The organism is Streptomyces coffeae (assembly GCF_016741875.1).
GTDB classification, from domain to species: Bacteria; Actinomycetota; Actinomycetes; order Streptomycetales; family Streptomycetaceae; genus Streptomyces; species Streptomyces coffeae.
The window spans coordinates 159,421-182,960 of record NZ_JAERRF010000003.1; the positions used below are offsets into that span (position 1 = coordinate 159,421).

The following is a 23,540-nucleotide window of genomic DNA, read 5'->3' on the forward strand; positions in this document are numbered from 1 at the left end:
ATGCCCCGGTACCGCGGGCTCCGTGCACCTCCCGGCTGCCGTCCGCGCGTTCGCGCGGGACTCCTGGGAGCCGGGCACCGCCCCCGCATGCCCGCGGACCGTCCACCGCCACCGGAAGGACGTTTGACGATGCCCGCTGCCCCGACCGACGGCGTCGACGCCGTCGAGGACAACAACCAGCGGGTCACCGCCTGGGCCCTGGCCGCCCGCGACGGTGACCCCGACGCCGTGGAGCGGTTCGTCCGCGCCACCCGCCACGATGTGCGCCGCTTCGTGATCCGGCTCGGCGCCGATCCGCACGCCGCCGACGACCTCACCCAGGAGACGTACTTGAGAGCGCTGACCGGACTGCCGTCGTTCGCCGGGCGTTCGTCCGCCCGTACCTGGCTGCTGTCGATCGCCCGCCGCGTGGTCGTCGACCGCTACCGCAACGCCGCCGCCCGCCCCCGGCTGCTGGACACCGACAACTGGCAGGAGGTGGCCGAACGGGCCCAGCCGGTGGGGCTCCCCGGCTTCGACGAAGGGGTGGCGCTGCTCGATCTGCTGGCCGAACTCGACCCGGCGCGGCGCGAGATGTTCCTGCTGACGCAGTTGCTGGGGCTGCCGTACGCGGACGCCGCCGAGGCGACCGGCTGCCCCATCGGCACCGTGCGCTCCCGAGTGGCCCGCGCCCGGGAGCAGATGACCGCGCTGCTGGCGTCCGCGGCCTGAGACCGGGCCCGGTGGGCCGGGCCCCGGTAGCGTGGCTTCATGACCGGGGGAGGGAGCGAGCCGATGATCCGAGTGCTGCTCGCGGACGACGAGCCGATGATCCGCGCCGGGGTGGCGGCCATCCTCGGCGCGGCCGGGGACATCCATGTGGTCGCCGAGGCCGGGGACGGCCACGAGGCCGTGGAACTCGCCCTGAAGCACCGCCCGGATCTCTGTCTCCTCGACATCCGGATGCCCCGGCTCGACGGGCTCCGGGCGGCGGCCGAACTCGGCCGGATGGTGCCCGAATCCGCCGTCGTGATGCTCACGACCTTCTCGGAGGACGAGTACATCGCGAGCGCGCTCGGCTCCGGCGCGGCCGGTTTTGTGCTCAAGTCCGGCGATCCGCGCGAGCTGATCTCCGGGGTGCGGGCGGTGGCCGAGGGCGGGGCGTATCTCTCCCCCTCCGTGGCGCGGCGGGTCATCAGCCATCTGGGGACCGGGCAGTTGGGCAGGCGAGCCACCGCCCGCGCCCGGACCAGGGAGCTGACCGGGCGCGAGCGCGAAGTGCTCGCCCTGGTCGGCTCCGGGCTGTCCAACGCGGAGATCGCCCGGCGGCTGCATCTGGTCGAGGGCACGGTGAAGGCGTACGTCAGCCAGGTCCTCGCCCGGCTCGGGGTGAAGAACCGGGTGCAGGCCGCGATCCTGGCGTACGAGGCGGGTCTCGTCCCCGAGGAGTGACCCGCACCGAGCGCTGCACCCCGCACCGGGCGCGGCGGACCCGGAGAACCCGGAGAACCCGGAGAACCCGGAGAACCCGGAGAACCCGGAGAACCCGCAAGGACCTTACTTTCGTCGGGAGCGCTCCGCGGGGCCGATCGGCGATGCTGGGCCCATGCTGCGCAGGGGGTTCCGACGGCTCGTACGGGCGCGGGGGCGGGGGTGGGTCTCCCGGCTCCTCGACGCCGCGCTGTGGCTGGCGCTGTGGCTGCCGCCCGCCTCCGAGGCGGCGCTCTCCCCGTACGGCCGGGCCAAGGTGGTGGCGGCCGCGGCGGCGCCGCTGCTGGCGGCGGCGGTGGCGGTGGGCCGCCGGTGGCCGCTGACGGCGCTCGGGGCCCCGGTGGCGCTCAGCCTGGCCCTGAGCGCGACGATGTACACCCCGCTGTACTGGCCCGCGCTGGCCGTGTTCGGCTTCCTCGCCGGATGCCGGACGGCCGCGGCGCGTCCCGTGCTGTGGTTCCTCGGCTCGGTGGCGGTGGCCGGAATTCCGCTGTGTGTGGTGGTCGTACGGGATCTGTGGGCGTGGACGGGTCTGCTGCTGACCCTGCTGGGCGCCGCCGGACTGCCGTGGCTGCTGGGCCGCTACCGCCGCCAGTACGCCGAACTGGTGCGGCTGGGCTGGCGGCTGGCCGACCGGATGGAGCGGGAACAGCGGGTCGTCGCCGAGCGCACCCGCTCGCGCGAACGGGCCCGGATCGCGGGCGATATGCACGATTCGCTCGGCCACGAGCTGACGCTGATCGCGGTGCGGGCGGCGGCTCTGGAGGTCGACGCCACGCTCGCCCCGCACCAGCAGCGTGCGGCCGGGGAGCTGCGGGAGGCCGCGGGCACGGCGACCGCGCGGCTGCGGGAGATCATCGGGGTGCTGCGCGCGGACGAGGAGGAGGGGGACCGGCCCGCCACCGCCCCGTCCGGGGAGAGCGCCGAGACCCTGGTGGAGCGGGCTCGTGCCGCCGGGCTCGATGTCACCCTGGAACGCCGGGGCGAACCGGCCGGGTTGCCGCCGATGGCCGGACTCGCCGTGCACCGGGTGCTCCAGGAGGGGCTGACGAACGCCGCCAAGCACGCGCCGGGCGCGGCGGTCCGGGTCCGTCTCGTGCGCACCGAGGACCCTCCGGCCGTCGCCCTGACCATCGTCAACTCCCCCGCCGCCGCGGCACCGCTGCCGGGTGTGGACTCCGGCGGTTCTGGCCTGGTGGGGCTGGACGAGCGGGTACGGCTCGCGGGCGGTGTGCTGCGCGCGGGACCGGTCCCGGACGGCGGCTTCGAGCTGGCCGCCGAGCTCCCGGCCACGGCCGCGCCGACGCCGCGCGCCGCGACCGACGCCTCCCAGCTCACCACCTCCGGGCGGGAGTTGACGCGAGCCCGGCGCCGGGTGCGGCGCCAGCTCACCCAGGCCGTGGTGGCACCGGTGGCGGCGCTGGCCGGGATCCTGCTGCTGACGTTCCCGGTCAGCGTGGTGAGTTCGTACCTCTCGGTCATGGACCGGAGCACGTATGACCGGCTCGCGGTGGGCACCCCGCGCGACGATGTCACGCCGCGGCTGCCGCTGTTCACCCGGGACGGGCCGCCCGACGACTCCCCGGCCCCGCCCCGGGGCCAGGACTGCGCCTACTACAGCACCCGGCTGATGTCCGGCGACGCCTACCGGCTGTGCTTCGCCGGGGACCGGCTGGTGTCCAAGACCGTGGTGAAGAGCGAGTCGTGAGCGGCGCCCACGACGGGGCGCCGCGCCGAGCGCTCAGCCGGCCATCAGCCGCGTCAGCTCCTCCGCCACCGCCCGCGCCGCCGGGCTGGTCCAGCGGCGGCGGTGCCGGGTGAGCTGTACCGGGACCGGCGGTACGACGGGTGCGTGGACCTCGGCCAACGCGCCCTCGGCGAGCTGCCGTTCAACCGTGGCGCGGGGCAGGAGGGTCAGCCCGAGACCGGCGGCCACACAGGAGCGCGCGGCCTCGATACTGCCGAAGCGGGTGAGCCGGGGCGCCGGGCCGGGCAGCGCCATCAGGGTGCGGACGAGCTGGTCGCTGTAGGAACACCCCTGCTCATGGACGAAGAAGCTCTCCCCGGCCAGTTCCTCCCAGCCCACCTCGCGCCCGGCCAGTGGATGATCCGGGGCGGCCAGACAGACCAGGGGTTCGCGGGTGATCGGGCGGGCGGTGAGCTCGGGGTCGGTCACCTCCGGCTCCAGCAGCAGCACCAAGGTCCAGCCGCCCCGAGCGCAGCCCCTCCACGGCCGCGTTGGTGCCCACCGCGTGGAGTTCGAGGTCGATCCCGGGGTGACCGCGGCGCAGTGCGGCGATGACCCCGGGGAGCCGGGACGCGCACAGGGACTCGCCCGCGCCCAGGGCGACCCGGCCCTCCACCGCGCCGTCCGCGGCGGCGTCGCTCCCGGCCGCGGCGACCGCCCGCAGCCGGGCCTCGGCCTCGAGGACCTCCTCGGCCTCCTCGAGCAGACGGCGGCCGGTGCTGGTCGGAAGGGTTCCGGAGGGCAGCCGGTCGAAGAGACGGGTGCCCAACTCCCGCTCCAGCGTGCGGATCTGGACCGTCACGGTGGACTGGGCGAGATGGAGTTCGGCGGCGGTGGCGGTGAAGCTCCCGGTCCTCGCCAGGGCCGCGAACGTCCGCAGGAGTCGGGTGTCCACGGATCCAGGCTATCGGGATTTTCGATGGCAGTCAGCGAAAGGAATCGTTGGACGCGATGGAGGTGGGGCGCGACCATGGTTCCCATGACGACCGCACCGCTGAACGACACCGATGTGCTGCGCTACTCCGCCTTCACCACCGACCCCTCGGGCGGCAACCCCGCCGGGGTGGTCCTCGACGCCCGCGCGCTCGACGACGCCGAGATGACCGCTGTCGCCGCCCGGCTCGGCTACTCCGAGACCGCGTTCCTCACCGAGCGGGACGAGGCCGCGCGCCGCTACCGGCTGCGGTTCTTCAGCCCGCGCGCGGAGGTGGCGTTCTGCGGCCATGCCACCGTGGCCACGTCCGTGGCCCTCGCCGAGCGCGACGGCCCCGGCGAGCTGGTCTTCGACACGGCCTCGGGGGAGATCCGGGTGCACACGGCGACGGACGGCGACGGACCGCCGCGCGCCACCCTCACCAGCGTGCCCACCCGGTCCCGCCCGGCCGAGGACACCGAGCTGGAGGAAGCCCTGACGGCCCTGGGCTGGTCCCGGGCCGACCTCGACCCGGCGCTGCCCCCGCACGTCTCCTTCGCGGGCAACGACCACCTCGTCCTCGCGGTCGCCACCCGGGAGCGACTGGCCGCTCTCGACTACGACTTCGCCGCCCTGGAGGAGCTGATGACCCGGCGCGGCTGGACCACTGTGCACCTGGTGTGGCGGGAGGGCCCGGACCGCTTCGACTTCCACGCCCGCGATCCGTTCCCGGTGGGCGGGGTGGTCGAGGACCCGGCCACCGGTGCCGCGGCCGCCGCCTTCGGCGGGTATCTGCGGACGCTGGGCCTGATCACGGAGGAGACGCGGGTGCGGATCCGCCAGGGCGAGGACATGGGCCGCCCCAGCGACCTGCTCGTCGAGGTCGCGCCCGACGACGCCCGGGTCCGTGTCAGCGGCCGGGCCGTCCCGATCCCCTCCTGAGCGACGGCAGGGCCGGACGGGGACCAGGACCCGTCGTCAAACGGGCTCCCCCAGCCCCGCCCCCGCCGCCGCGCGGCCCCGCGTACGTACAGCAGCGCGGCAGCCGTCACCACCAGCGGCCACAGCAGATACCGGCCGGACATCACCAGCAGGAACACCACCCCGACGATCGCCGCGAACGCCGCTGTACGCCCCTTGCTGCGGCGCGGCAGCCGGCTTCGGTTCGGCGGCCGATCTCCGCCACCACTTCGTCCGGACGACCGGGGTCTCCCCGCACTCCTACCGCCAGGTCTTCCGCCATCGCGCGGCGGGGCGCGGAGAAGGCGCTCAGGCCGGATAGGCGTGGGTCTGGGCGGCCTTGAGGGTGGCCCAGACGGTACGGCCCGGCTGGAGGCCGAGTTCGGCGACGGCCACGGTGGTCAGATCGGCGAGCAGCGGCAGTTCACCGGTGAGCTCCACCCGGATCTGGTCGCCGTGCGACTCCAGACCGGTGACCTCGGCCCGCCAGACGTTGCGCGCGCTGGTGTCGGGGCGGTCGCGGTGCAGGGTGACGGCCGAGGGCGGGAAGGCGACGAAGACCGGTCCGGTGAGGTCCTCGGTGGTGGTGATGGCCGTACCGCCGTCCAGCGTCACGGTGTGGCCGTCGGCCCGCCCCTGGTAGAGGTTGAGCCCGACCAGGCTGGCGATGTAGTCGGTGCGCGGACGGCGGGAGACCTCCGCCGGGGTGCCCTCCTGCACCACGCGCCCGTGTTCGACGACCACCAGCCGGTCGGCGAGCACCATGGCGTCCAGCGGGTCATGGGTGACCAGGACCGCCACCGCCTCGAAGTCGGCGAGATGGCGACGGAGCTGGGCGCGGATGCCGAGGCGGGTCCGGGCGTCCAGCGCGGCCAGCGGTTCGTCGAGGAGCAGCAGCCGGGGCCGGGTGGCCAGCGCGCGGGCGAGCGCGACCCGTTGGGCCTGGCCGCCGGAGAGTCTGCGGGGTTTGGCGCCGGTGTGCGCCTCCAGGCCCATCCGGGCCAGCCAGTCGGCGGCCTCGGCGCGGGCCTCAGCCTTGGACAGACCGTGGCAGCGGGGGCCGAAGGCCACGTTGTCGAGTGCGGTGAGATGCGGGAAGAGCAGATAGTCCTGGAAGACCACACCTACCGGGCGGACTTCGGGCGGGGTGGCGATCCGCCGCTCCGGATCCTCCAGCGCCCGGCCGTCCAGCCGCAGCGATCCGGCGGTGAGCGGGGTGAGCCCGGCGAGGGCGCGCAGCGCGGTGGTCTTGCCCGCGCCGTTGGGGCCGAGCAGGGCCACCACCTCACCGGGGGCGGCGGCCAGCCGCAGATCCAGCCGGAAGTCGCCGCGGGCGACGACGAGATGGGCGTCGAGCCCTTCGGCGGTGGTCTGCCGCACGGCGGGCGGGGTATGGGTGGGCCGGGTGCTCATGAGGCGGCCATCCAGCGGTCGCGCAGCCCGGCCAGGACGGCAATGGAGACGGCGAGCAGCACCAGGCTGAGCGCGATGGCCGCGGCCGGGTCGCTCTGGAGCGCGAGATAGACCGACAGCGGCATCGTCTGCGTACGCCCGGGGAAGTTGCCCGCGAAGGTGATGGTGGCACCGAACTCGCCGAGCGCCCGCGCCCAGGCGAGTACGGCCCCGGCTGCCACGCCCGGCGCGATCAGCGGCAGGGTGACGCGCCGGAAGGCGGTGAAACGGGAGGCGCCGAGGGTGGTGGCGGCCTCCTCGTAGCGGGGGTCGGCGGCGCGCAGGGTGCCCTCGACGCTGATGACGAGGAACGGCATCGCCACGAACGCCTCGGCGACCACCACCCCGGTGGTGGTGAACGGCAGGGTGACGCCGAACGCGGAGTCCAGCCAGCGGCCGACGACGCCGTTGCGGCCCAGCGCCAGCAGCAGCGCCACACCGCCGACGACGGGCGGCAGCACCAGCGGCAGCGTCACCAGCGCGCGCACCAGACCGCGGCCGGGGAAGCGGACACGGGCCAGCACCCAGGCCAGGGGGACGCCCAGGACCAGCGCCACGGCGGTCGCGGCGGTGGCGCTGATCAGCGACAACCGCAGCGCCTCCCAGACCGCGGCGCTGGTCAGCTGCTCGGGCAGATCCCGCCAGGGCGCCCGGAGCAGCAGTGCCACCAGCGGCAGCACCAGGAAGGCGAGGCCGCCGAGCGCGGGCAGCAGCAGCGGCACCGGGACCCCGCCCCGGGTACGGCGGACCGTACGCCGGGGCCGCGGCCCGCCGCTGAGCCGCTCGGCGGCCTCGTCGGTGGTTCCCGTGGCGGTCACGGCTTGAGGAAGCCCGCCTCGCCCAGCACCTTCTGGCCCTGCGCGGACTTCACCAGGTCGATGAAGGCACTGGCCGTCTTGGCGTTCGGCGCGTTCTTCAGCAGCACGATCGGGTAGTCGTTGATCGCCTTCGCCGACTCCGGGAACTCCACCCCGGCCACCTTGCCGCTCGCGGCCTTCACATCGGTCTTGTAGACCACGGAGGCGTCCACCTCCTTCAACTCCACCTTGGTCAGGGCGCCTTTGACGTCCTGCTCGTAGGAGACGGGGGTGAGCTTGAGGTGGGCGGCGTCCAGTGCCTTCTGCGCGGCGGCGCCGCACGGCACCTCCTTGGCGCACAGCGCCACCTTCGTCCCGGACCGGGTGAGGTCCTTCAGGCTCTTGATCTTGTCCGGGTTGCCCGGAAGGGTCGCGATCTCCAACTGGTTGCGGACGAAGGTGGCCGGAGCGCCCTTGGCGTCCTGGTGATCGGTGACGATCTTCATCGTCTTCGGGCTCGCGGCGGCGAACACATCGGCGGGCGCGCCGGAGGTGATGCTCGCCGCGAGGGCGTCGCTGCCACCGAAGTTGAACGTCACCTTGGTGCCGGGGTGCCGCTCCTCGAAGGTCTTGCCGAGCGTGTGAAAGCTCTCCTTCAGCGAGGCCGCCGCGAAGACCGTCACCGTGCCGGACAGCTTCTCGGACGAGGAGCCGGAGTGCGCCTTCTTCGAGCTGTCATCGGAGTCGTCCGAGGAACAGGCGCTGAGCGTCAGGGCCGCCACGGCGAGGCCGCCGACCACGCGCAGGGCACGACGGGATGCGGAACGGGTGGTCACAGGGTCTCTCCCTCTCTGCCGCACCGGGCGCGGACAGTCACCGTCCGGCCACGGCGCGCGGGTTCACGGTCGTTCCACGACCACGTTGGTCGACTTGATCACAGCCACCGCGGGAACGCCCGGCTCCAGCTTCAACTCCTCCGCCGACTCCCGGCTGATCATGGACACCACCCGGAACGGCCCCGCCTGGATCTCCACTTGGGCGGACACATCGCCGAGGATCACTTCGGTGACGATCCCCGCGAAGCGATTGCGGGCCGAGGAGCCGGGGTTCTCCCGCTCCGCGCCCCGGGCGACCTCCCGCGCGAACGCGGCGAGCGCGGGCCCCGGCACCATCCGCCGCCCCTGCTCATCCCGCTCCGCCGCCAGCCGCCCGCTGTCGACCCAACGCCGCAGGGTGTCAGCGCTGACCCCCAGCAGGGCCGCCGCCTCGCCGATCCGGTACATGTGCATCCGGCCATCATAGTGGCGCATATGCGAGGGTGAAGTCTTTTGCTGGATCGCATAAGCGCAACGATTCGGGCCGTGATCCTCGCATATACGGAGGTGTACCACCCGGGCTCGCGCACCCCTATCGACCCCGCAGGCGGTCCGTGCGCGCCCAGCTCGCGCAGCTCTACCCGTCCGTGCACGGTGGGGGACGGCATGCCCCGGGCCGTGACCGCGGTGCGCGGTAGCATCCGGAGCCTGCTGACCACCTGACGAGGGAGGCACGATGACGACGATCGCTGTGACCGGGCACATGGACATCACCAGCGACTCGGTGCCCCTGGTGCGAGGAGAGCTGGACAAGCTCCTCGCCGCCTATGAGCCGTCAAGCCTGGTGGGCATGTCGTGCATCGCGAAGGGCAGTGACAGCCTGTTCGCGGACGCTGTCTTGGCTGCGGGCGGGCGCTTGGTTGTGGTGATCCCTTCGGAGGACTACCGGCAGGCCAAGGTGAAGCCAGGCCATGCGGCAACCTTCGACCGGCTCGTGGAGACGGCGGACGAGGTGCTGGTGATGCCACATGCCACGGCAAACCGTCAGGCGTACGAGGCGGCGAACGCCGCACTGCTGAGGCGGGCTGACCGTCTCGTGGCGGTATGGAACGGCCAGCCGCCCACCGGTAAGGGTGGCGGCACGGCGGACGTGGTGCACGAGGCGCGCAAGGCGGGCGTCCCGGTCGACGTCGTATGGCCGGACGGCGCGTCCCGCCACGTGAGTTGATCGCCTCGTTCGGCCGTGGGCGGACGGCTCTCCCTCTGACCGGATCATTCTTCATTGCCCTGGGCGACTGGTGGTAGGTGCAAACATTTCGGCGTAGGGTGGGGCACCAAGGCCACTCCGCCGTCGAGTCGGCCCTCTGATCCACCGCCGGACGCGGCGCTCGGCGATTCCCAGCCGGTCCCCCGCCGCTCCCCTCGCGGCGACCCGGCCTCCCCCGTACCGGGTCGCCGCACAGGGGTTTCGGTCCCGATCGGCCGGAGTTAACCTCGACTCAAATAGCCCGTCAAATGGGGCCACTCCGCCCCCATGGGGACTCCTCGATCTTCTTGTCAGCCTGCTCACCCCCGTGAAAGGCTCGTCGCGACCACACAAGGGGAATCCCCAATTCCGAGGCAGAACGGCGCTGTCGGCTGCCCGCCCTCCCCCCCGGCCCTGATGTGAGAGGGTTGCGCCCCGGCGGGGGCGCCGCTGTTCATGAGTGAGGAATCCCGTCCATGCCCCACCACTCATCTCTCCGGGACGGCGCGAACGTGCCGCTCGGTCACGCCGCCCCTCCCTTCGAGGGACCCGACGGCGACGTCTCACCGACCGCCCTGCTCAATGCCTACTGGGACGCGGTCGCCGACTACGCGGAACTGTGCACCACCAGCCCCGAGAACGGGATGCGGCTGGCCACCGAGGCGTTCCGGCGCGGAATCCGGCAGAGCCGCAGCCTCCGCACCCGCGGCTGGCGGCGACTCCCCTGGCTGCCGCTGCTGCTGGCCGCCGTACGGAAGACCGCGGCCGACTGGCACGTCCACCGCCACGGCGACCGGCTCAACCCCGATCTGCGGCTCTGGCTGGGCTCGGCCCAGGCCGCGCGTTACGCCGTCCCGCGCCGGGAGCAGCCGCTCGCACTGCGCGGGCTGCGGGATCTGCCGGAGGCGGACGGCGCGTTGCTGTGGTCGGTCGAGGTGGAGTCGCGGTCCGTGGAGGGGGTCGCCCGGGAACTGGGCTGCGACACCCTGACCGCGGCCGAGGAGATCGACCGGGTCCGCCACGCCTACCGGGAGCGCTGCCGGCGCAACCATGTGGAGTCGCTGACCGACGCGGAGTGCGTCGCCTACGCCAAGTTGCTGGACGCGGCGACCCGTTCGCCCGACGCCCCCTCGCCCACCGATCTGTGGGACCACCTGGCGGGGTGCGTACGGTGCCGGGAGGCGTCCGCCTGTCTCTATCTGGACGGCGGGGGACTGCCCGGTGCGCTGGCGGGCGGGGTGCTCGGCTGGGGCGGATATCCGTATCTCGAACGGCGCCGCATGCTCGCCGCCCAGACCCCCGACGCCCAGCAGACCCGCTCGACGGCGACCCCGGACGCCGTCAGGCCGCGCTTATGGCAACGGCTGCTGGACCGGTTCGACCTACCGTGGCTCAGACGGCTCCGCCGCGGGGGCGGCGCCCACAGCGCTCGCGCCGCCCGCAGACGGGCCCGGACCCGGACCACGGTGGCGCTGTCGGCGGCCGCCGTGGTGCTGCTCGCCGGGGTGGTGGCGCTGACCAGTACGGGTACCTCCCACGACCGGGGCGGCGCGGCACCGCGGGAACCGGCCGCCTCCCTGCCGGCCGGAGTGCCCCCGGGCACGGTGCCGGGGTCCGCCACCGCCGAGCCGCCCGAGGACAACAAGGAGGGGAAGGACAAGGACGGGGAGGACAAGGACCACAAGAAGCCGGACCCTTCGCGCTCCCGGCATCCGTCGTCGCCCGGGAACGACAGCGGATACAACTCGGGCCACCAGCCCGAGGATCTGCCGGAGCCGGCCGCCCGTCCGTCCTGCACGGCGGAGTTCGAGGTGGTCCACTCCTGGCCCGGTGGCTTCGAGGCCGAGGTCGACGTCACCTCCCACAAGGCGCTGGACACCTGGCGGGTCAGCTGGACGTTCCCCGGCTCCCAGGAGATCAGCCATCTCTGGGACGGTAAGTTCAGCCAGCACGGCGACGAGGTGACCGTGACCCCGAAGGGCTACAACGCGCGGGTGAAGGCGGGCGGCACGATCTCCTTCGGCTTCACCGCCGATACGGAGGCCGGAGCCGGAGCGCCCCGGAGCCTCTCCCTCGGCGGCAGCCCCTGCTCAAGCTGAGCCGACGCCTCCGGCCCGGAGACATCGGCACAGGGCCGCTCCCTGAGCAGTGAGCCACCCGGATGGGCGTACCAGACCTCCGGCCCCGGGCGAACCTGTGGCGGAATGCGGAGAGGCCCTCCTTCCCCCACGGTGAGGTGAGCGATGAGCGGCGGCCCGGCATGAGCACCGTCCTGAGCGGCATCGTGTCCCTGCCCGCCGACGCCCCGGCGGGGCTGGCGGCCCGGGTGGTGGTGGAGGTCCGCAATGTGTCCCGCGCGGACATGCCCTCGTCGGTGGTGGGCGCGCAGGTGCTCACCGATGTGCCGCTGAGCCCGGGAGGCCATGTCCCCTTCAGCATCAAGGTGCCCGGTGAACTGGTCCCGGGGGACGCCTACGGGCTGCGGGTCCACGTGGACGTCAGCGGCACCGGGTTCCTGGAGCGCGGCGATCTGGTGAGCGCCCAGGCCAACCCGGTGCCGGCCGGTTCCGTCGCGGGGCTGATCGCACCGGTCAGCAAGGTCTGAACCGGCCGAGCGGGGAAGGGCGGTGGGCGAACGGGCGGAGGCGGGGCGGGCCGCCGGTCCGCCCCGCGCCCGCCGTCATCCGTTCGTGGCGGCGTCGGACTCGGCCGACCTCGCGGCCGATTCGGCGTCGTCCACCAGCCGGTTCAGCTCGGCGAGTTCGGAGGACGACGGTGCCGGAGTGGTGGCCGAGGGGGTGCTGCCCGACGACGTCCCGGAGTCGTCCGAGCCGCCACCACCGCAGCCGGTGACCAGCGCGGCGCAGAGCACCGCCGCGGCGGCGGCCGCCCCTGCCGTACGGCGGGTCACGTGGTGGACCCGTTGCTGTGCGCGGTGCACCACTCCTTGACCTTGGCCAGGTCCTTCTGGCGCTTCTCCAGCGTGGGGAGGAGGGAGTTGCGGAACTTCAGCCGGTCGTTGAGGAAGGTGGCGATCTCGGTGTGGCCCTCCTTCTTCGCGTACTCGATCCGCTTCTTGACGCGGGCGATCGAGCCGCGCCGGGTCTCCGGGCCGCGCAGCCGCTTCAACGCCCGTGCCAGCCGCTTGTCGATCTTCGGGGCGCGCTTGCACAGGGCCTCGGCGCCGTCCCCGGTCACCTTGCCGCGCTTGCCCTTCGCACGCTTGCCGTGGCCGTCGTTGCCGTCCTTGCCGTCCTTGCCGTCCTTGCTGTCCTTGCCGCCGGTGTCCTGGTCCCCCGCGCTCGGGGTGGCCGACGGGCTCGGCGCCGGGGCGCTGCCGTCCGCCTGGGCGAGACCCGCCGTGCCGAGCAGGGCGGCGGTGGCCGCGAGGGCCAGGGCCGCGCTCTTTCCGCGGTGCATGGTGTCTTCCTTCCGTGGGCTGTACCTGCCTGCCGGCCGGACTAGGGCCCGGCTTCACAGGGGCCGCCCTGCTCCCGACGCCTGGCACGGCACCTCGCCGCGTTGTCGGAGTCGCCCGAGTACGCCCAGTACGAGTGCGATCCTCCGCCTTGCGATCTACCGCACCAGACGCCGCTCGCGGCCGGACGCCCCCTGTGAAGCCGGACCCTAGGGACGCTCTTTGTGGAATTCCTGTGGACCGGTCCCCGCGCGCGGGACGGGCCCGGAGTACCAGTCCCGGCGCAGCAGCGGCAGGGTGGCCTCCCCCGACCCGGTGGCCGCCCCGGATCCGTCGGCCGGCAGCGGCAGCCGGATCCCGATCCGGGCCCCCGACAGCCCGTCGGGCCGGTCCGCCACCGCGACCGTGCCGCGGTGCAGCGCGATCTGCTGGGCGATCAGGGTGAGTCCGAGTCCCGAGCCGGGGCTGTCCGGGCGGCGGTGGAACCGCTGGAAGATCTCCTCGCGGCGGTCGGGCGGGATGCCCGGCCCCCGGTCGTCGACCGTCAGCACCGCGACCGGCCCCTCCGGGGTCTGCCCCGGGCCCAACACCACGTCGATCCGGGCCGGTTGGCCGTCTGCGGTGCCGTGTGTCAGCGCGTTGGTGAGCAGGTTGTCCACCACCGAGCGCAGCCCCTGTTCCCAGCCGTGCACCCACAGCCCCGGCACGGTGTTCACCCGCACCTCGGCCTCGGGGTGGCGGCGGCGCAGATCGGCCGCCGACGCCTCCACCACGTCGGCGAGGTCGACGGGTTCGAAGGCGTCCGCCTCCACCAGATCGCCGTGGGCCAGCGCCCGGAGCATCACCAGCAGCCGCAGCAGCCGCTCGTGCTCATGGCCGAGGTCGGCCAGCACCTCGGTGCGGTCGGTGGCGGGCAGTTCGGGGTACTCGGCGAGGATGTCGAGGTTGGTGCGCATGCTCATCAACGGGGTGCGCAGTTCGTGCGAGGCGGCCGCCGCGAAGGAGCGCGCGGTCTCCAGCGCCTCCGCGGTGCGGGCGGCCTGCTGGTCGTAGCGGTCCAGCACGGTCCGCAGAGTGGCCTCCAGATCGTCGACCTCGGCGATCCCGGTGCGCCGGTGCTCCAGCCGGGCCGGGCTGGTGCGCGGATCGAGCCCGCTGGTACGGCGCTGGAGGCGGCGCAGCGGCCGGACCGTGCCCGAGGCGGCGGCCCAGGCCAGGGCACCGGCGACCGGCGCGGCCAGCAGCGCCACGGTCACCACGCGGCGCCGTACGAGGGAGAGTTCGGCCTCGCTGGTGGCGTTCGGGGAGAACAGCCACAGGGTGCCTCGCGCCGCGGGCCTGCCCTGTCGCGGGCCGATCGACACCGGGAGGGACAGCGCCCGCCAGCTCGCGTCGTCCGTGCGCACCGTGACGGGCCGTCCGGTCACCTCCGGCAGGGCCACGGAGTCCTTCGGCCGGGGGCCCGCGGCGACGGTGCCCTGGGGACCGCGCAGCCGGATGCCCATGTCCAGAGCCGAGCCCAGCAGCTGCCGTTCGCGGTTCTGCTGGGCCTGGGTGCGGCCGGACGCGGTGGCGCGCAGCAGCGCCCGCGCGTCAGGTGCCACGGCGTTGGCCCCGCGCCGCAGCCGGGCGTCCTGTTCATGGTGCAGATCGGACGCGACCAGCCGCAGCAGCACCCAGCCGGAGGCGAGGACGAGGACGGGGACGGCGACGCCCACGGCGAGCGCGATCCGGGTGGCCAGCCTCATGACCTGTCCCCACCGGGGCCGTTGGGGCCGTCGGGGGTGCGCAGTACAAAGCCCACTCCGCGGACGGTGTGCAGCATGCGGGGCCGTCCGCCGGCCTCCAGTTTGCGCCGCAGATAGCTGACGAAGGTGTCCACGGCGTCGGTGCGCACCTCGAAGTCGTAGCCCCAGACCCGGTCCAGCAGCTGGTCGCGGGTGAGCACGAGCCCGGTGTTGCGGGCGAGCACCTCCAGCAGTTCGAACTCGCGCCGGGTGAGCCGCAGCGGCGCCCCGTCCAGCCGTGCTTCGCGCGCCTCGGGGGCGATCTCCAGCGGGCCGACCCGCACCCGGTCGGTGGGGGCGGGCGGGCGGCGCCGCAGCAGGGCGTGCAGCCGCAGCACCAGCTCCTGGAGTGCGAAGGGTTTGACGAGGTAGTCGTCGCCCCCGGCCTGGAGTCCGGCGACCCGGTCGGACACCTCGTCGAGGGCGGAGAGCATCAGTACGGGGATGTCGTTGCCGTCCCCGCGCAGCGCCCGGCACACCTCGATACCGCTCAGGTCCGGCATGGAGATGTCCAGGACCACCACGTCGGGGGTGTGGTCGCGCACCGCGGCGAGGGCGGCCCGGCCGCCGTCGGCGAGGGACACGGCGAAGCCGTTGAGCCGCAGTCCGCGCTCCAGGGAGCGCCGGATGGCCGCGTCGTCGTCGGTCACCAGCACCCGTCCGCCACCCGTGGTCTCCATCGGCACCACCTCCGGCCCGCGATGGTACGGGCCGGGGATCCGGCTCACACCGCCCGAGCGGTGTCCGGGACGGCGTGGTGGGCGAGCGGGGCGTGCGGATCGGGGGCGCCGGGCACCGGTGCCGGATCGGCGTGGATCAGGGCGGCGGTCAGCCGTGGCACCGCGTGCAGCAGGGCGTGTTCGGCCTCGACGGCGACCCGGTGGGCCTCCCGTACGCGCAGGCCCCCGTCGACCACCACCGCGACCTCCGCCCGCAGCCGGTGGCCGATCCAGCGCAGCCGCAGCTCACCCACGCCCCGCACCCCGGGGACGGCCGTCACCGCGCGCTCGGCCGCGTCGACCAGCTCCGGGTCCACGGCGTCCATCACCCGGCGGAACACCTCGCGGGCGGCGTCGCGGAGCACCAGCAGGATGGCGGCGGTGATGGCCAGCCCCACCAGCGGGTCGGCCGACCGCCAGCCGAGGGCCGCGCCACCCGCGCCCACCAGGACGGCGAGCGAGGTGAAGCCGTCGGTGCGGGCGTGCAGGCCGTCGGCGACCAGCGCGGCCGAACCGATCTCCCGGCCGACGCGGATGCGGTAGCGGGCCACCCATTCATTGCCGACGCAGCCGATGACGGCGGCCACGGCCACGGCGGGCAGATGGCTGATCTCCTGTGGGTGCAGCAGCCGGTCGACGGCGGTCCAGGCGGCGAACGCGGCGGAGGCCGCGATGGTGAGCACGATCGCGATCCCGGCCAGGTCCTCGGCGCGTCCGTAGCCGTAGGTGAAGCGGCGGGTCGAGGCGCGGCGGCCGAGCACGAAGGCGACGGCGAGCGGCAGCGCGGTCAGGGCGTCCGCCGCGTTGTGCACGGTGTCGCCGAGCAGCGCGACCGATCCGGACAGCGCCACGACCACGGCCTGGGCCAGGGCCGTGGTGCCCAGCACCGCGAGGGAGAGCCACAGGGCGCGCATGCCCCGCGCGGAGGACTCCAGGGCGTGGTCGGTGCGGTCGGCGGAGTCGTGGGAGTGGGGCCGCAGCAGATGCCCGGCCCGGTGGCGCAGCCGGGCCCACCGGCCGCTGCCGCTGTGCGGGTGGCGGTGGCCCTCGTGGTCCCCGTGCCGTTCGTGGTGTTCGTGATGTCCGTGGTGTCCGTGGTGTCCGTGCCGGTCGTCCACGACGTTCCCCTTCCGTTCACTGGCCGGCCCGATGCGCTGGACATGGGCTCCCGGGTAAGGCCATTATGTGCGCATGAGCGCACGCATGCACCTATCAGCTGCGCACCATGCGCACCAGCGAGCACCGAGCGCCGCGCAGTTCGACGCCGCGGCCCGTGTCCTCGGCCTGCTCGCCGACCGCACCCGGCTGGCGCTGCTGCACACGCTCACCGCGGGTGAGGCCGATGTCACCGCCCTGACCGCCGCCTGCGGCGCCGCCCGCCCGGCCGTCAGCCAGCACCTCGCCAAGCTGCGGCTGGCCGGTCTGGTCAGCTCCCGCAAGGACGGCCGCCGGGTGGTCTACGCGCTCCAGGACGGACATCTCGCCCGGCTGGTCGCCGAGGCCCTCAGCCACGCGGACCACGAGCTGTCCGGCCTTCCCCGGCACGACTGACCCGGAGTGCCCCGGCGGATCGCATCGGCCTGATCGGCGTGATCCGGCTGTGTGGCCATTCAGCCGCGGCATGCCCACTGGTTACGATCTGGGCGCGATGGGAAGACGGCGGGAGGCAGACGGCGGCATAGCCAGGAGCGTGGTGCGCGACACCACGCTCCTCGGGCTGTGGCGCGCCGCTCTGCTGCTGGCCGCGGTGTTCTGGGTGATGCCGTTGTGCGTCCACCCCGCCGCGCACCACACCGCGCCGTCGGCGGGGTGCACCCACCGCGCCACCACGACCGCGCCCGATCTGCTCGCCCTCGGCGACCAGCCGGTCCGCGCGGACCAGGACCGGCCGTCCGATCGGGATCCGGGGGACGGCGACAACTGTGTCGCGGGCTCCCGCGTCACGGGTCCGGCGCTGGTGCCCACCCCCGTCCCCCCGCCCCTGCGCACCGAGGTGCCGCCACCCGGCGGACCGCGGACCGCGGACTCCATCCGGGCACCGCCCGACCGCACCGTCCACGCCCTCGGCCTCCATCAGCTCCAGGTCCTGCGGACCTAGACCGGCGGCCGGTACCCGCGATCACTCCCCCATCCAGTGCGCGAACAGCGAGGACTGACAACAGCCATGGGTTCCAAGGGCTCGAAGACGAAGGGCACGGCCGCAGAGCGCCGCGCGAAGATAGAAGAACTGCGCCGCAAGGAGAAGGCCCGCGAGCGGCGCTACCGGATCCTGACCATCACCTCCGTCACGGTGATCGTCGCCGGTCTGGCCGTCGGCGGCTACTTCCTGGTGGACGCCGGGGACAAGAACGAGAAGAAGCAGACCAAGGTCACCTCCCAGACCGTGCGCAGCGGCACGTTCAAGGGCATGACCTCGTGGAAGGGACTGACCCAGACCCACGTCCAGGGCAAGGTCAAGTACGCCATGTCGCCGCCGGTGGGCGGGGACCACAACCAGGTCTGGCAGAACTGCTCCGGCGATGTGTACAACAAGCCGCTGGAGAACGAGCACGCGGTGCACTCGCTGGAGCACGGCGCGGTGTGGGTGACCTACACCGACAAGGCGCCGGCGAAGGACGTGGCCGCGCTCAAGGCACGGGTGGAGAAGACCCAGTACTCGCTGATGAGCCCCTACCCGGACCAGAAGTCCCCACTCATGCTGAACGCATGGGGCCATCAGCTGAAGATCGACAAGGCGTCGGATCCGCGGGTGGCCGAGTTCTTCAAGAAGTTCGTGCAGGGCGACCAGACCCCTGAGCCGGGCGCCGCCTGCACCGGCGGGAAGCCTTCATGACCGGTGTCCGGGCCGGGCTCGGCCGTGCCTCGCGCCAGCCCCTGGTGGCGGGCGTCGCCGCCGCGCTCGCCGTCGTGACCCTGGTCGCGGTGGGGCTGCTGTGGCTCATGACGGACCGCTCGGAGGGCAGCACCGGCACCGGCGCCCCGTCGGACACCTCCGCCGAGGCGGGGTTCGCCCGGGACATGGCCGTCCACCATCAGCAGGCGGTGGAGATGTCGTTCATCGTGCGCGACCGCACCGATGACGAAGAGGTGCGCAGGCTTGCGTACGACATCATCAACACCCAGGCCAACCAGCGCGGGATGATGCTCGGCTGGCTGGATCTGTGGGGGCTCGACGCGACCTCCGAGGACCCCCCGATGACGTGGATGAAGCACGGCTCGAAGAGCCATGGCTCGACGGACCACGAGGGGATGGAGGGCATGGAAGGCATGGGCGACGGCGGGCGGTACACCCCGCACGACGGGTCGCTGATGCCGGGCATGGCCACCAACACCGAGCTGGACACGCTGCGTTCGGCCAAGGGCAAGAAGGCCGAGGTGCTCTATCTGAAGCTGATGACCGCCCATCACAAGGGCGGTATAGCGATGGCCCGGGGCGCGGTCGAGCTGGCCACGGACTCCACCGTGAAGCGGCTGGCCAGGACGATGGTCCAGGGGCAGCAGTCGGAGATCGCGCTGATGGCCGACCTGCTCAAGGCGCGTGGCGCCCGCGCTCCGTCGTAGCCGATCCGTCGCGCATCCGTAAGCCCGACGCCCCGGCCCCCGCGGCCGGGGCGTCCGCTGTCCGGCAGCTCGCGACGGGCACCTCAGCCCAGCGGCGCCGGGGCGAAGGTGACCGGCATGGCGGCCACTCCGCGCGTCAGGACGGAGGAGCGCCACTGGAGCTCCTCCGGCGCCACGGTCAGCGTCACATCCGGAAGCCGGTCGATCAGCACCTCGATCGCCGTCATCGCGATGACCTCGGCCAGGTCCCGCCCGGGCTCCGGGCAGCCGTGCTCACCGTGGCTGAAGGCCATATGGGCCTGGTTGCCCGACGCGCCGGCGCGGAAGTCCGGGCGGACATGGGGATCGGCGTTGGCAGCGGCGAGCCCGAGGACCAGACAGTCGCCCTTCCTGATGTGCTGTCCGCCGAGCGTGGTGTCCTCGGCGGCCCAGCGGCCGATGAAGTTGGGGACCGGAGTGTCCTCCCACAGCACCTCGTTGAGCGCCTGGCCGACACTGCGGCGGCCCCCCGCCATGGTGACCGCGAAGCGTTCGTCGGTGAGCATCAGCCGCAGCGCGTTGCCGATCCAGTCCGCGGTGGGCTGGTGGCTGGCGTAGACCGTGCCGATCAGATCGTTGACGATCTCCTCGTCGGTCAGGCCCGCGGGGTGCGCGGTCAGCCGCTCGGGGACGCCGGGCGCCGGGTGGACGCGGACCTTGGCCACCAGCGCCGCCATCCGGTCGTACATCCGCTGGAACGCACCGACGGTGTCGTCGCTGCCGTTGGCGAGGTCGAGCATGTCGCGCTGGAGGGCGGCCGATTCGGACGCGTCCAGGCCGTACAGCCGGGTCACCACGCGCAGCGGGAGCTGGTCGGCGTACTCGGCCATCAGATCGGCGCGTCCACTGCCCGCGAAGGTGTCGATCAGCTCGTCGGCGACCCGTTCACAGCTCGCCCGCAGCTCGAACTGGTCCACCGAGGACAGCGCGTCGAACATCGCCTGGGAGCGGCGCTGGTGCTCGGCGCCCTCGGTGAACAGCATCGTCGGGCGGTAGCCGACGAAGTTCATCAGCGGCCAGTCGGCCGGGATGCGGTCCCAGGCGTGCCAGCGGCGCGAGTCGCGGGCGAAGATCTTGGGGTCGGAGGTGACGCGGTGCAGCTCCCGGTAGCCGAGGACCAGCCAGGCGGGGACGTCGCCGTCGAGCAGGACGGGCGCGACGGGGCCGTGGTCCCGGCGGAGCTGCCGGTACAGCTCGTCCGGATCGTCCTGGAAGCGTGCGGTGGGCGTGGGCACCGCGTCGGAGTGAAAGGGGCACCCCGGGGCGGGTGTTGCGGGCGCGGGGGCGGCCGCCGGAACGGGTGGGGCGAGCGGTTCGGCCGGGAGGGCGGGGTCGGGGGTCGTCACGCGGTGCTCCCCACGGCGGAGGTGGCGGACAGGGAGTAGAGATGGCGGGCCAAGGTGACCAGCACGGTCTTGCTGGAGTCGCGCTTGCGGGCATCGCAGTCGATCACCGGGACCTCGGGCGGCAGATCGAGGGCCTCCCGCACGTCCTCCAACGAGTGCTGCGGCTCGGTGAAGTTGTTGCGCGCCACGATGAACGGGGTGCCGTGGTGCTCCAGGCGGTCCAGCGCGTACCAGGAGTCGGCCAGCCGGTTGGTGTCCACCAGCACGACCGCGCCGAGGGTCCCGGAGAACAGCCGGTCCCACAGGAACCAGAACCGCTCCTGGCCGGGGGCGCCGAACAGATAGAGCACCATCTGCTCGTCGAGGCTGATCCGGCCGAAGTCGAAGGCGACCGTGGTGGTGGTCTTGTTCCGGACGAAGGAGGCGTCGTCGATCCCGATGCCCGCCTGCGTCATCGTCTCCTCGGTGCTGAGCGGGCGGATCTCGCTGACCGACTGGACCATCGTGGTCTTGCCGACGCCGAACCCGCCCACGATCACGATCTTGAGGCCGTCGCTCGCGCTCTCCCGCAGCGGGGCGCGTCCGGCGCTGTCAGAGGTTCTGGAGTGCAACGAGCACCTTCTTCAGGGTTTCGGGCTCCGGCAGCCGCCCGCCCGGGCGGGCCGCATGCGGATGGCGCGCGGTGATCCGGCCGGTGTCGAGCAGATCGCACAGCAGGATCTTGACGACGCTGACGGGCAGGTCCAGATACGAGGAGATCTCCACGACCGACAGCGGACTGCGGCACATCCGGAGGATCTTGATGTGCTCGGACTGCATGCCCGGCACCGGCTCGCATTCGCTGACGATCAGCGTGACCATGTCGAAGACGCTCTCGTCGGCGCGGCTTCGGCCACTGGTGATGGTGTACAGCCGGTCCGGGTCCTCGTTGTCGAGCGCCCCTCGGATCATGCGTTGGCCCCGGCGGCGCCGCCCGCGGCCACCCGCGGCGCGGCCCGCAGATGGTCGCCGATCTGCTCGACCAGCTCGTTCATGTTGTGCCCGATCACGCCGACATCGGCGTCGTCATGGGCCACAACGGCCAGATGGGCGCCCTCGCCGGCCTCGACGATGAACAGAATTCCCCCGTGGAACTCCGTCATCGACTGCCGGACCCCGCCGCTGCCGTCGCCGAACTCGATGGACGCGCCGTGGGCCAGGCTCTGGATGCCCGACGCGATGGCCGCCAGCTGGTCGGCCTGGTCCACGGACAGCCCGGAGGTGAGGCACAGCTTGAGACCGTCCCGGGACAGCACCAGGGCGTGCCGTGAACCCGGGGTCTTCTCCAGGAGATTCTCCAGCAGCCAGTCCAGGCTGCGGTCTGTGGTGTTCATCGGCGTTCCTTCTGTCACGGCTGGTCGTTCTCAGCAGGCTCGGCGGACTCGGTGTGCTCTGCGGACGCCGCCGACTCGGCGTTACGCGCCGCGCCGGTGGCGGAGCCCTTACGGGTTGCCTCGCGGAACGCGCCGAAACGCGCTCCGGCCTCCTCGGGACGCGGACGGCTGGTCTTCGCCTTGCGCTCCTCCGGCGGGACGGCGGGCGCGGACCGGGTGGCCGCCGCCAGCGTCTCGCCCCGGCGCCGCTTGGGCAGCCCGTTGACCGAACGCGAGGGCTGTGCGGCGGAGGACGGCGCGCCGGGTCCCGGTACCGGGGACACCGCCGGGTCCGGGGACTCCGCGGGCGCCGGGGCCTTGGCCGGGGCGCTGTCGGCGCGTTCGGCCACCCGCGCGGACGGGGTGGCGGACGCCTGCCGGGACGCCTCCACGGCGCGGGCGCGGGCAGGCGGTTCGAGTACGGCGTCCTGGTTGATGTGCGTGATCAGCTGCTGCGGGATCAGCACCACGACGCCGGTGCCGCCACGGGCGGACGGCCGGAAGGAGACGGTGAGATCGTGCTTGCGGGCCAGACAGCCGACGACCGCGAGCCCGAGCCGGGTGCCGGACAGCGTCGTCAGATCCAGCGCCTCGGAGGACACCGCCTTCTGGGCGCGGGCCAGTGCGGCCTGGCCCATGACCAGCCCGCCGTCCTCGACGGTGACCACCACGCCGGTGTGCGTCTCCTCGACGTACACATGCACCTCCTCGGTGGGAGGCGAGAAGCTGGCGGCGTTGTCCATCAACTCGGCGAGCGCGTGCATGACGCCCTCGGCGGCGTAACCGGCCACCGCGGCGTTGCTGGCCGAGTGGACCCGCACCCGCTGGAAGGCGCTGATCCGGCCGATCGCGCCGCGTAGCACGGACTCCATCACGATGGGCTTGGTCCAGCGGCGGCCGGACCGGGCACCGGTGAGCACGGCGATGGAGTCCGCGATCCGGCCCGCCTGGGCGGTGGTGTGATCCAGTTTCAGCAGGTCGCCCAGGACGTTCTCGTCGTACCGGTTCTCCATCTCGCGCAGATCGGCGAGCATCGTGGTGGCCAGCGCCTGGACCCGGCCCGCGGCGTTGGCGCATGCGGCCATCGCGGAGGCGCGCATCCGCTCACCGGTGCCGATCTCCTGCACCAGCACCCGCAGCAGCCGCTGGTGGGCGGCGCTGACCGGACGCGTCACCTGGGTCAGCACGGTGTCCGCCGACCCCCCGTCCCGCAGCCGCTTCACCGCGGCGGGAATGGTTTCGTCAGCGAGTCTGGAGGCCTCCAGCTCCTTCGCCGCGGCCTCCCGCTCCAGCGTGGTGATCCGGTCCTGGAGGCGGCTGATGGACCGCGACCGGAAGGCGGCGACCACCAGGGTCGCCGCCAGCAGAACGGCGGCCGCCCCGCTGAAGACGGCGACCGCGGTGCGGTCGGCGGGGGGCACCTCGGCCGTCACCCACAGCCCCGCACCACCGGCGACGACGGCTGCCAGCAACGGAACGATCAGAGCCTGCCGGGTCAGCGAGGGGCCTTTGTAGGGGTGGCTGGATATGTGTGCTGACATCAATCAGGTCCTCATGGGCGCGTTCGTGTGGGTGGAGACTGGACCACGCGGACATCAAGCCGTGGGCGGCACATGCTAGTACCGCTCACGCGGTTTTGACCGGTACCGCTCAGTACGCGGACCATGACGGCGCATCAGTCCTCGGAGGACCTCCACGCGCCGCTCACCGGGACAAAGGTGAACAGTTCTGAGGTGATGTCACGTATCCCTCCGGGGAAAGGCCGGAATTCGGCCCCGTGATCGGAGACAACGGATCCAGTAGCGCAGGAACCCTTACACGACCTCCGCAAACGTGAACGTCGCGGTAACCGCGCCCG

At 73.1% G+C, this 23,540-nt stretch carries 25 protein-coding genes and 1 pseudogene; 11 read left to right on the plus strand and 15 right to left on the minus strand.

The genetic code is table 11. The features are described from left to right. Positions 1-129 precede the first annotated feature (129 nt). From JK363_RS05395 to JK363_RS05405, 3 genes are all read left to right on the plus strand, one after another. Positions 130-711 (plus strand): sigma-70 family RNA polymerase sigma factor, encoded by a 582-nt coding sequence (locus JK363_RS05395; protein ID WP_201871957.1) that lies wholly within the window; start codon positions 130-132, stop codon positions 709-711. Positions 712-774: 63 nt separating this feature from the next. After that, positions 775-1,431 carry a response regulator gene (locus JK363_RS05400; RefSeq protein WP_201872554.1) on the plus strand — a complete coding sequence of 219 codons (657 nt, stop codon included), beginning with the start codon at positions 775-777 and terminating at the stop codon, positions 1,429-1,431. Positions 1,432-1,585: 154 nt separating this feature from the next. Continuing rightward, complete coding sequence (locus JK363_RS05405; RefSeq protein ID WP_201871958.1) at positions 1,586-3,178, plus strand: sensor histidine kinase; 1,593 nt, start codon at positions 1,586-1,588, stop codon at positions 3,176-3,178. Between the two features lie 33 nt (positions 3,179-3,211). Here the strand turns inward: JK363_RS05405 and JK363_RS05410 are convergent. Continuing rightward, positions 3,212-4,112 (minus strand): annotated as a pseudogene (locus JK363_RS05410) (LysR family transcriptional regulator). A 75-nt stretch (positions 4,113-4,187) separates the two neighbouring features. Between JK363_RS05410 and JK363_RS05415 the strand changes: the two are divergent. Continuing rightward, on the plus strand, positions 4,188-5,072 hold the full coding sequence (locus tag JK363_RS05415) for a PhzF family phenazine biosynthesis protein (RefSeq protein ID WP_201871966.1): 885 nt from the start codon (positions 4,188-4,190) through the stop codon (positions 5,070-5,072). 327 nt (positions 5,073-5,399) lie between these two features. Here the strand turns inward: JK363_RS05415 and JK363_RS42145 are convergent, their stop codons facing one another. From JK363_RS42145 to JK363_RS05435, 4 genes are all read right to left on the minus strand, one after another. Further along, on the minus strand, positions 5,400-6,503 hold the full coding sequence (locus JK363_RS42145; RefSeq protein ID WP_201871967.1) for an ABC transporter ATP-binding protein: 1,104 nt from the start codon (positions 6,501-6,503) through the stop codon (positions 5,400-5,402). Further along, the gene (locus JK363_RS42150; RefSeq protein ID WP_201871969.1) at positions 6,500-7,360 is read right to left on the minus strand and encodes an ABC transporter permease; all 861 of its coding nucleotides are present in this window, start codon (positions 7,358-7,360) and stop codon (positions 6,500-6,502) included. Before JK363_RS42150 ends, JK363_RS42145 begins: the two co-directional genes overlap by 4 nt. Further along, on the minus strand, positions 7,357-8,175 hold the full coding sequence (modA, locus tag JK363_RS05430; protein ID WP_201871970.1) for a molybdate ABC transporter substrate-binding protein: 819 nt from the start codon (positions 8,173-8,175) through the stop codon (positions 7,357-7,359). The genes JK363_RS42150 and modA overlap by 4 nt, the downstream gene beginning before the upstream one ends. 63 nt (positions 8,176-8,238) lie before the next feature. After that, positions 8,239-8,628: a TOBE domain-containing protein gene (locus JK363_RS05435; protein WP_201871972.1), complete on the minus strand. Its 390-nt coding sequence runs from the start codon at positions 8,626-8,628 to the stop codon at positions 8,239-8,241. A gap of 262 nt (positions 8,629-8,890) precedes the next feature. Between JK363_RS05435 and JK363_RS05440 the strand changes: the two genes are divergently transcribed. The 3 genes from JK363_RS05440 (at position 8,891) to JK363_RS05450 (ending at position 12,005) form a co-directional block, all read left to right on the plus strand. Next, positions 8,891-9,382 (plus strand): hypothetical protein, encoded by a 492-nt coding sequence (locus tag JK363_RS05440; RefSeq protein WP_201871974.1) that lies wholly within the window; start codon positions 8,891-8,893, stop codon positions 9,380-9,382. A 494-nt stretch (positions 9,383-9,876) separates the two neighbouring features. Further along, positions 9,877-11,499 carry a cellulose-binding domain-containing protein gene (locus JK363_RS05445; RefSeq protein ID WP_201871976.1) on the plus strand — a complete coding sequence of 541 codons (1,623 nt, stop codon included), beginning with the start codon at positions 9,877-9,879 and terminating at the stop codon, positions 11,497-11,499. A 161-nt stretch (positions 11,500-11,660) separates the two neighbouring features. Then, complete coding sequence (locus tag JK363_RS05450; RefSeq protein ID WP_201871978.1) at positions 11,661-12,005, plus strand: hypothetical protein; 345 nt, start codon at positions 11,661-11,663, stop codon at positions 12,003-12,005. A 75-nt stretch (positions 12,006-12,080) separates the two neighbouring features. Here the strand turns inward: JK363_RS05450 and JK363_RS05455 are convergent, their stop codons facing one another. The 5 genes from JK363_RS05455 to JK363_RS05475 all read right to left on the minus strand — a co-directional run bounded on the left by JK363_RS05455 (position 12,081) and on the right by JK363_RS05475 (position 16,442). Further along, complete coding sequence (locus JK363_RS05455) at positions 12,081-12,311, minus strand: hypothetical protein (protein ID WP_201871980.1); 231 nt, start codon at positions 12,309-12,311, stop codon at positions 12,081-12,083. After that, positions 12,308-12,820 (minus strand): hypothetical protein, encoded by a 513-nt coding sequence (locus JK363_RS05460; protein ID WP_201871981.1) that lies wholly within the window; start codon positions 12,818-12,820, stop codon positions 12,308-12,310. The genes JK363_RS05455 and JK363_RS05460 overlap by 4 nt, the downstream gene beginning before the upstream one ends. A gap of 207 nt (positions 12,821-13,027) precedes the next feature. After that, the gene (locus JK363_RS05465; protein ID WP_201871983.1) at positions 13,028-14,566 is read right to left on the minus strand and encodes a sensor histidine kinase; all 1,539 of its coding nucleotides are present in this window, start codon (positions 14,564-14,566) and stop codon (positions 13,028-13,030) included. Further along, positions 14,563-15,285, minus strand: coding sequence for a response regulator transcription factor (locus tag JK363_RS05470; protein ID WP_201871985.1), 723 nt, complete (start codon positions 15,283-15,285; stop codon positions 14,563-14,565). Before JK363_RS05470 ends, JK363_RS05465 begins: the two co-directional genes overlap by 4 nt. A 44-nt stretch (positions 15,286-15,329) precedes the next feature. After that, the gene (locus JK363_RS05475) at positions 15,330-16,442 is read right to left on the minus strand and encodes a cation diffusion facilitator family transporter (RefSeq protein WP_201871987.1); all 1,113 of its coding nucleotides are present in this window, start codon (positions 16,440-16,442) and stop codon (positions 15,330-15,332) included. Positions 16,443-16,515: 73 nt separating this feature from the next. On the opposite strand from JK363_RS05475, the gene JK363_RS05480 reads away from it, so the two are divergent. The 4 genes from JK363_RS05480 to JK363_RS05495 all read left to right on the plus strand — a co-directional run bounded on the left by JK363_RS05480 (position 16,516) and on the right by JK363_RS05495 (position 18,885). Then, positions 16,516-16,875 carry an ArsR/SmtB family transcription factor gene (locus JK363_RS05480; protein ID WP_201871989.1) on the plus strand — a complete coding sequence of 120 codons (360 nt, stop codon included), beginning with the start codon at positions 16,516-16,518 and terminating at the stop codon, positions 16,873-16,875. Between the two features lie 70 nt (positions 16,876-16,945). Then, a complete protein-coding gene (locus tag JK363_RS05485; RefSeq protein ID WP_201871991.1) occupies positions 16,946-17,422 on the plus strand; it encodes a hypothetical protein in 477 nt (158 codons plus the stop codon). Positions 17,423-17,488: 66 nt separating this feature from the next. Continuing rightward, positions 17,489-18,157 (plus strand): thioredoxin-like domain-containing protein, encoded by a 669-nt coding sequence (locus JK363_RS05490; RefSeq protein ID WP_201871993.1) that lies wholly within the window; start codon positions 17,489-17,491, stop codon positions 18,155-18,157. Further along, a complete protein-coding gene (locus tag JK363_RS05495) occupies positions 18,154-18,885 on the plus strand; it encodes a DUF305 domain-containing protein (protein ID WP_201871995.1) in 732 nt (243 codons plus the stop codon). Before JK363_RS05490 ends, JK363_RS05495 begins: the two co-directional genes overlap by 4 nt. Before the next feature lie 83 nt (positions 18,886-18,968). Here the strand turns inward: JK363_RS05495 and JK363_RS05500 are convergent, their stop codons facing one another. The 5 genes from JK363_RS05500 to JK363_RS05520 are packed head-to-tail and all read right to left on the minus strand — an operon-like array spanning position 18,969 to position 23,223. Further along, a complete protein-coding gene (locus tag JK363_RS05500) occupies positions 18,969-20,270 on the minus strand; it encodes a cytochrome P450 (RefSeq protein WP_201871997.1) in 1,302 nt (433 codons plus the stop codon). Continuing rightward, on the minus strand, positions 20,267-20,881 hold the full coding sequence (locus tag JK363_RS05505) for a GTP-binding protein (protein WP_201871999.1): 615 nt from the start codon (positions 20,879-20,881) through the stop codon (positions 20,267-20,269). The genes JK363_RS05500 and JK363_RS05505 overlap by 4 nt, the downstream gene beginning before the upstream one ends. Then, positions 20,862-21,221: a DUF742 domain-containing protein gene (locus JK363_RS05510; RefSeq protein WP_201872001.1), complete on the minus strand. Its 360-nt coding sequence runs from the start codon at positions 21,219-21,221 to the stop codon at positions 20,862-20,864. The genes JK363_RS05505 and JK363_RS05510 overlap by 20 nt, the downstream gene beginning before the upstream one ends. Beyond that, entirely contained in the window at positions 21,218-21,643 is a 426-nt protein-coding gene (locus JK363_RS05515; protein WP_201872003.1) for a roadblock/LC7 domain-containing protein, read from the minus strand. The genes JK363_RS05510 and JK363_RS05515 overlap by 4 nt, the downstream gene beginning before the upstream one ends. 14 nt (positions 21,644-21,657) lie before the next feature. Further along, entirely contained in the window at positions 21,658-23,223 is a 1,566-nt protein-coding gene (locus JK363_RS05520) for an ATP-binding protein (protein WP_201872004.1), read from the minus strand. Positions 23,224-23,540: the final 317 nt, after the last annotated feature.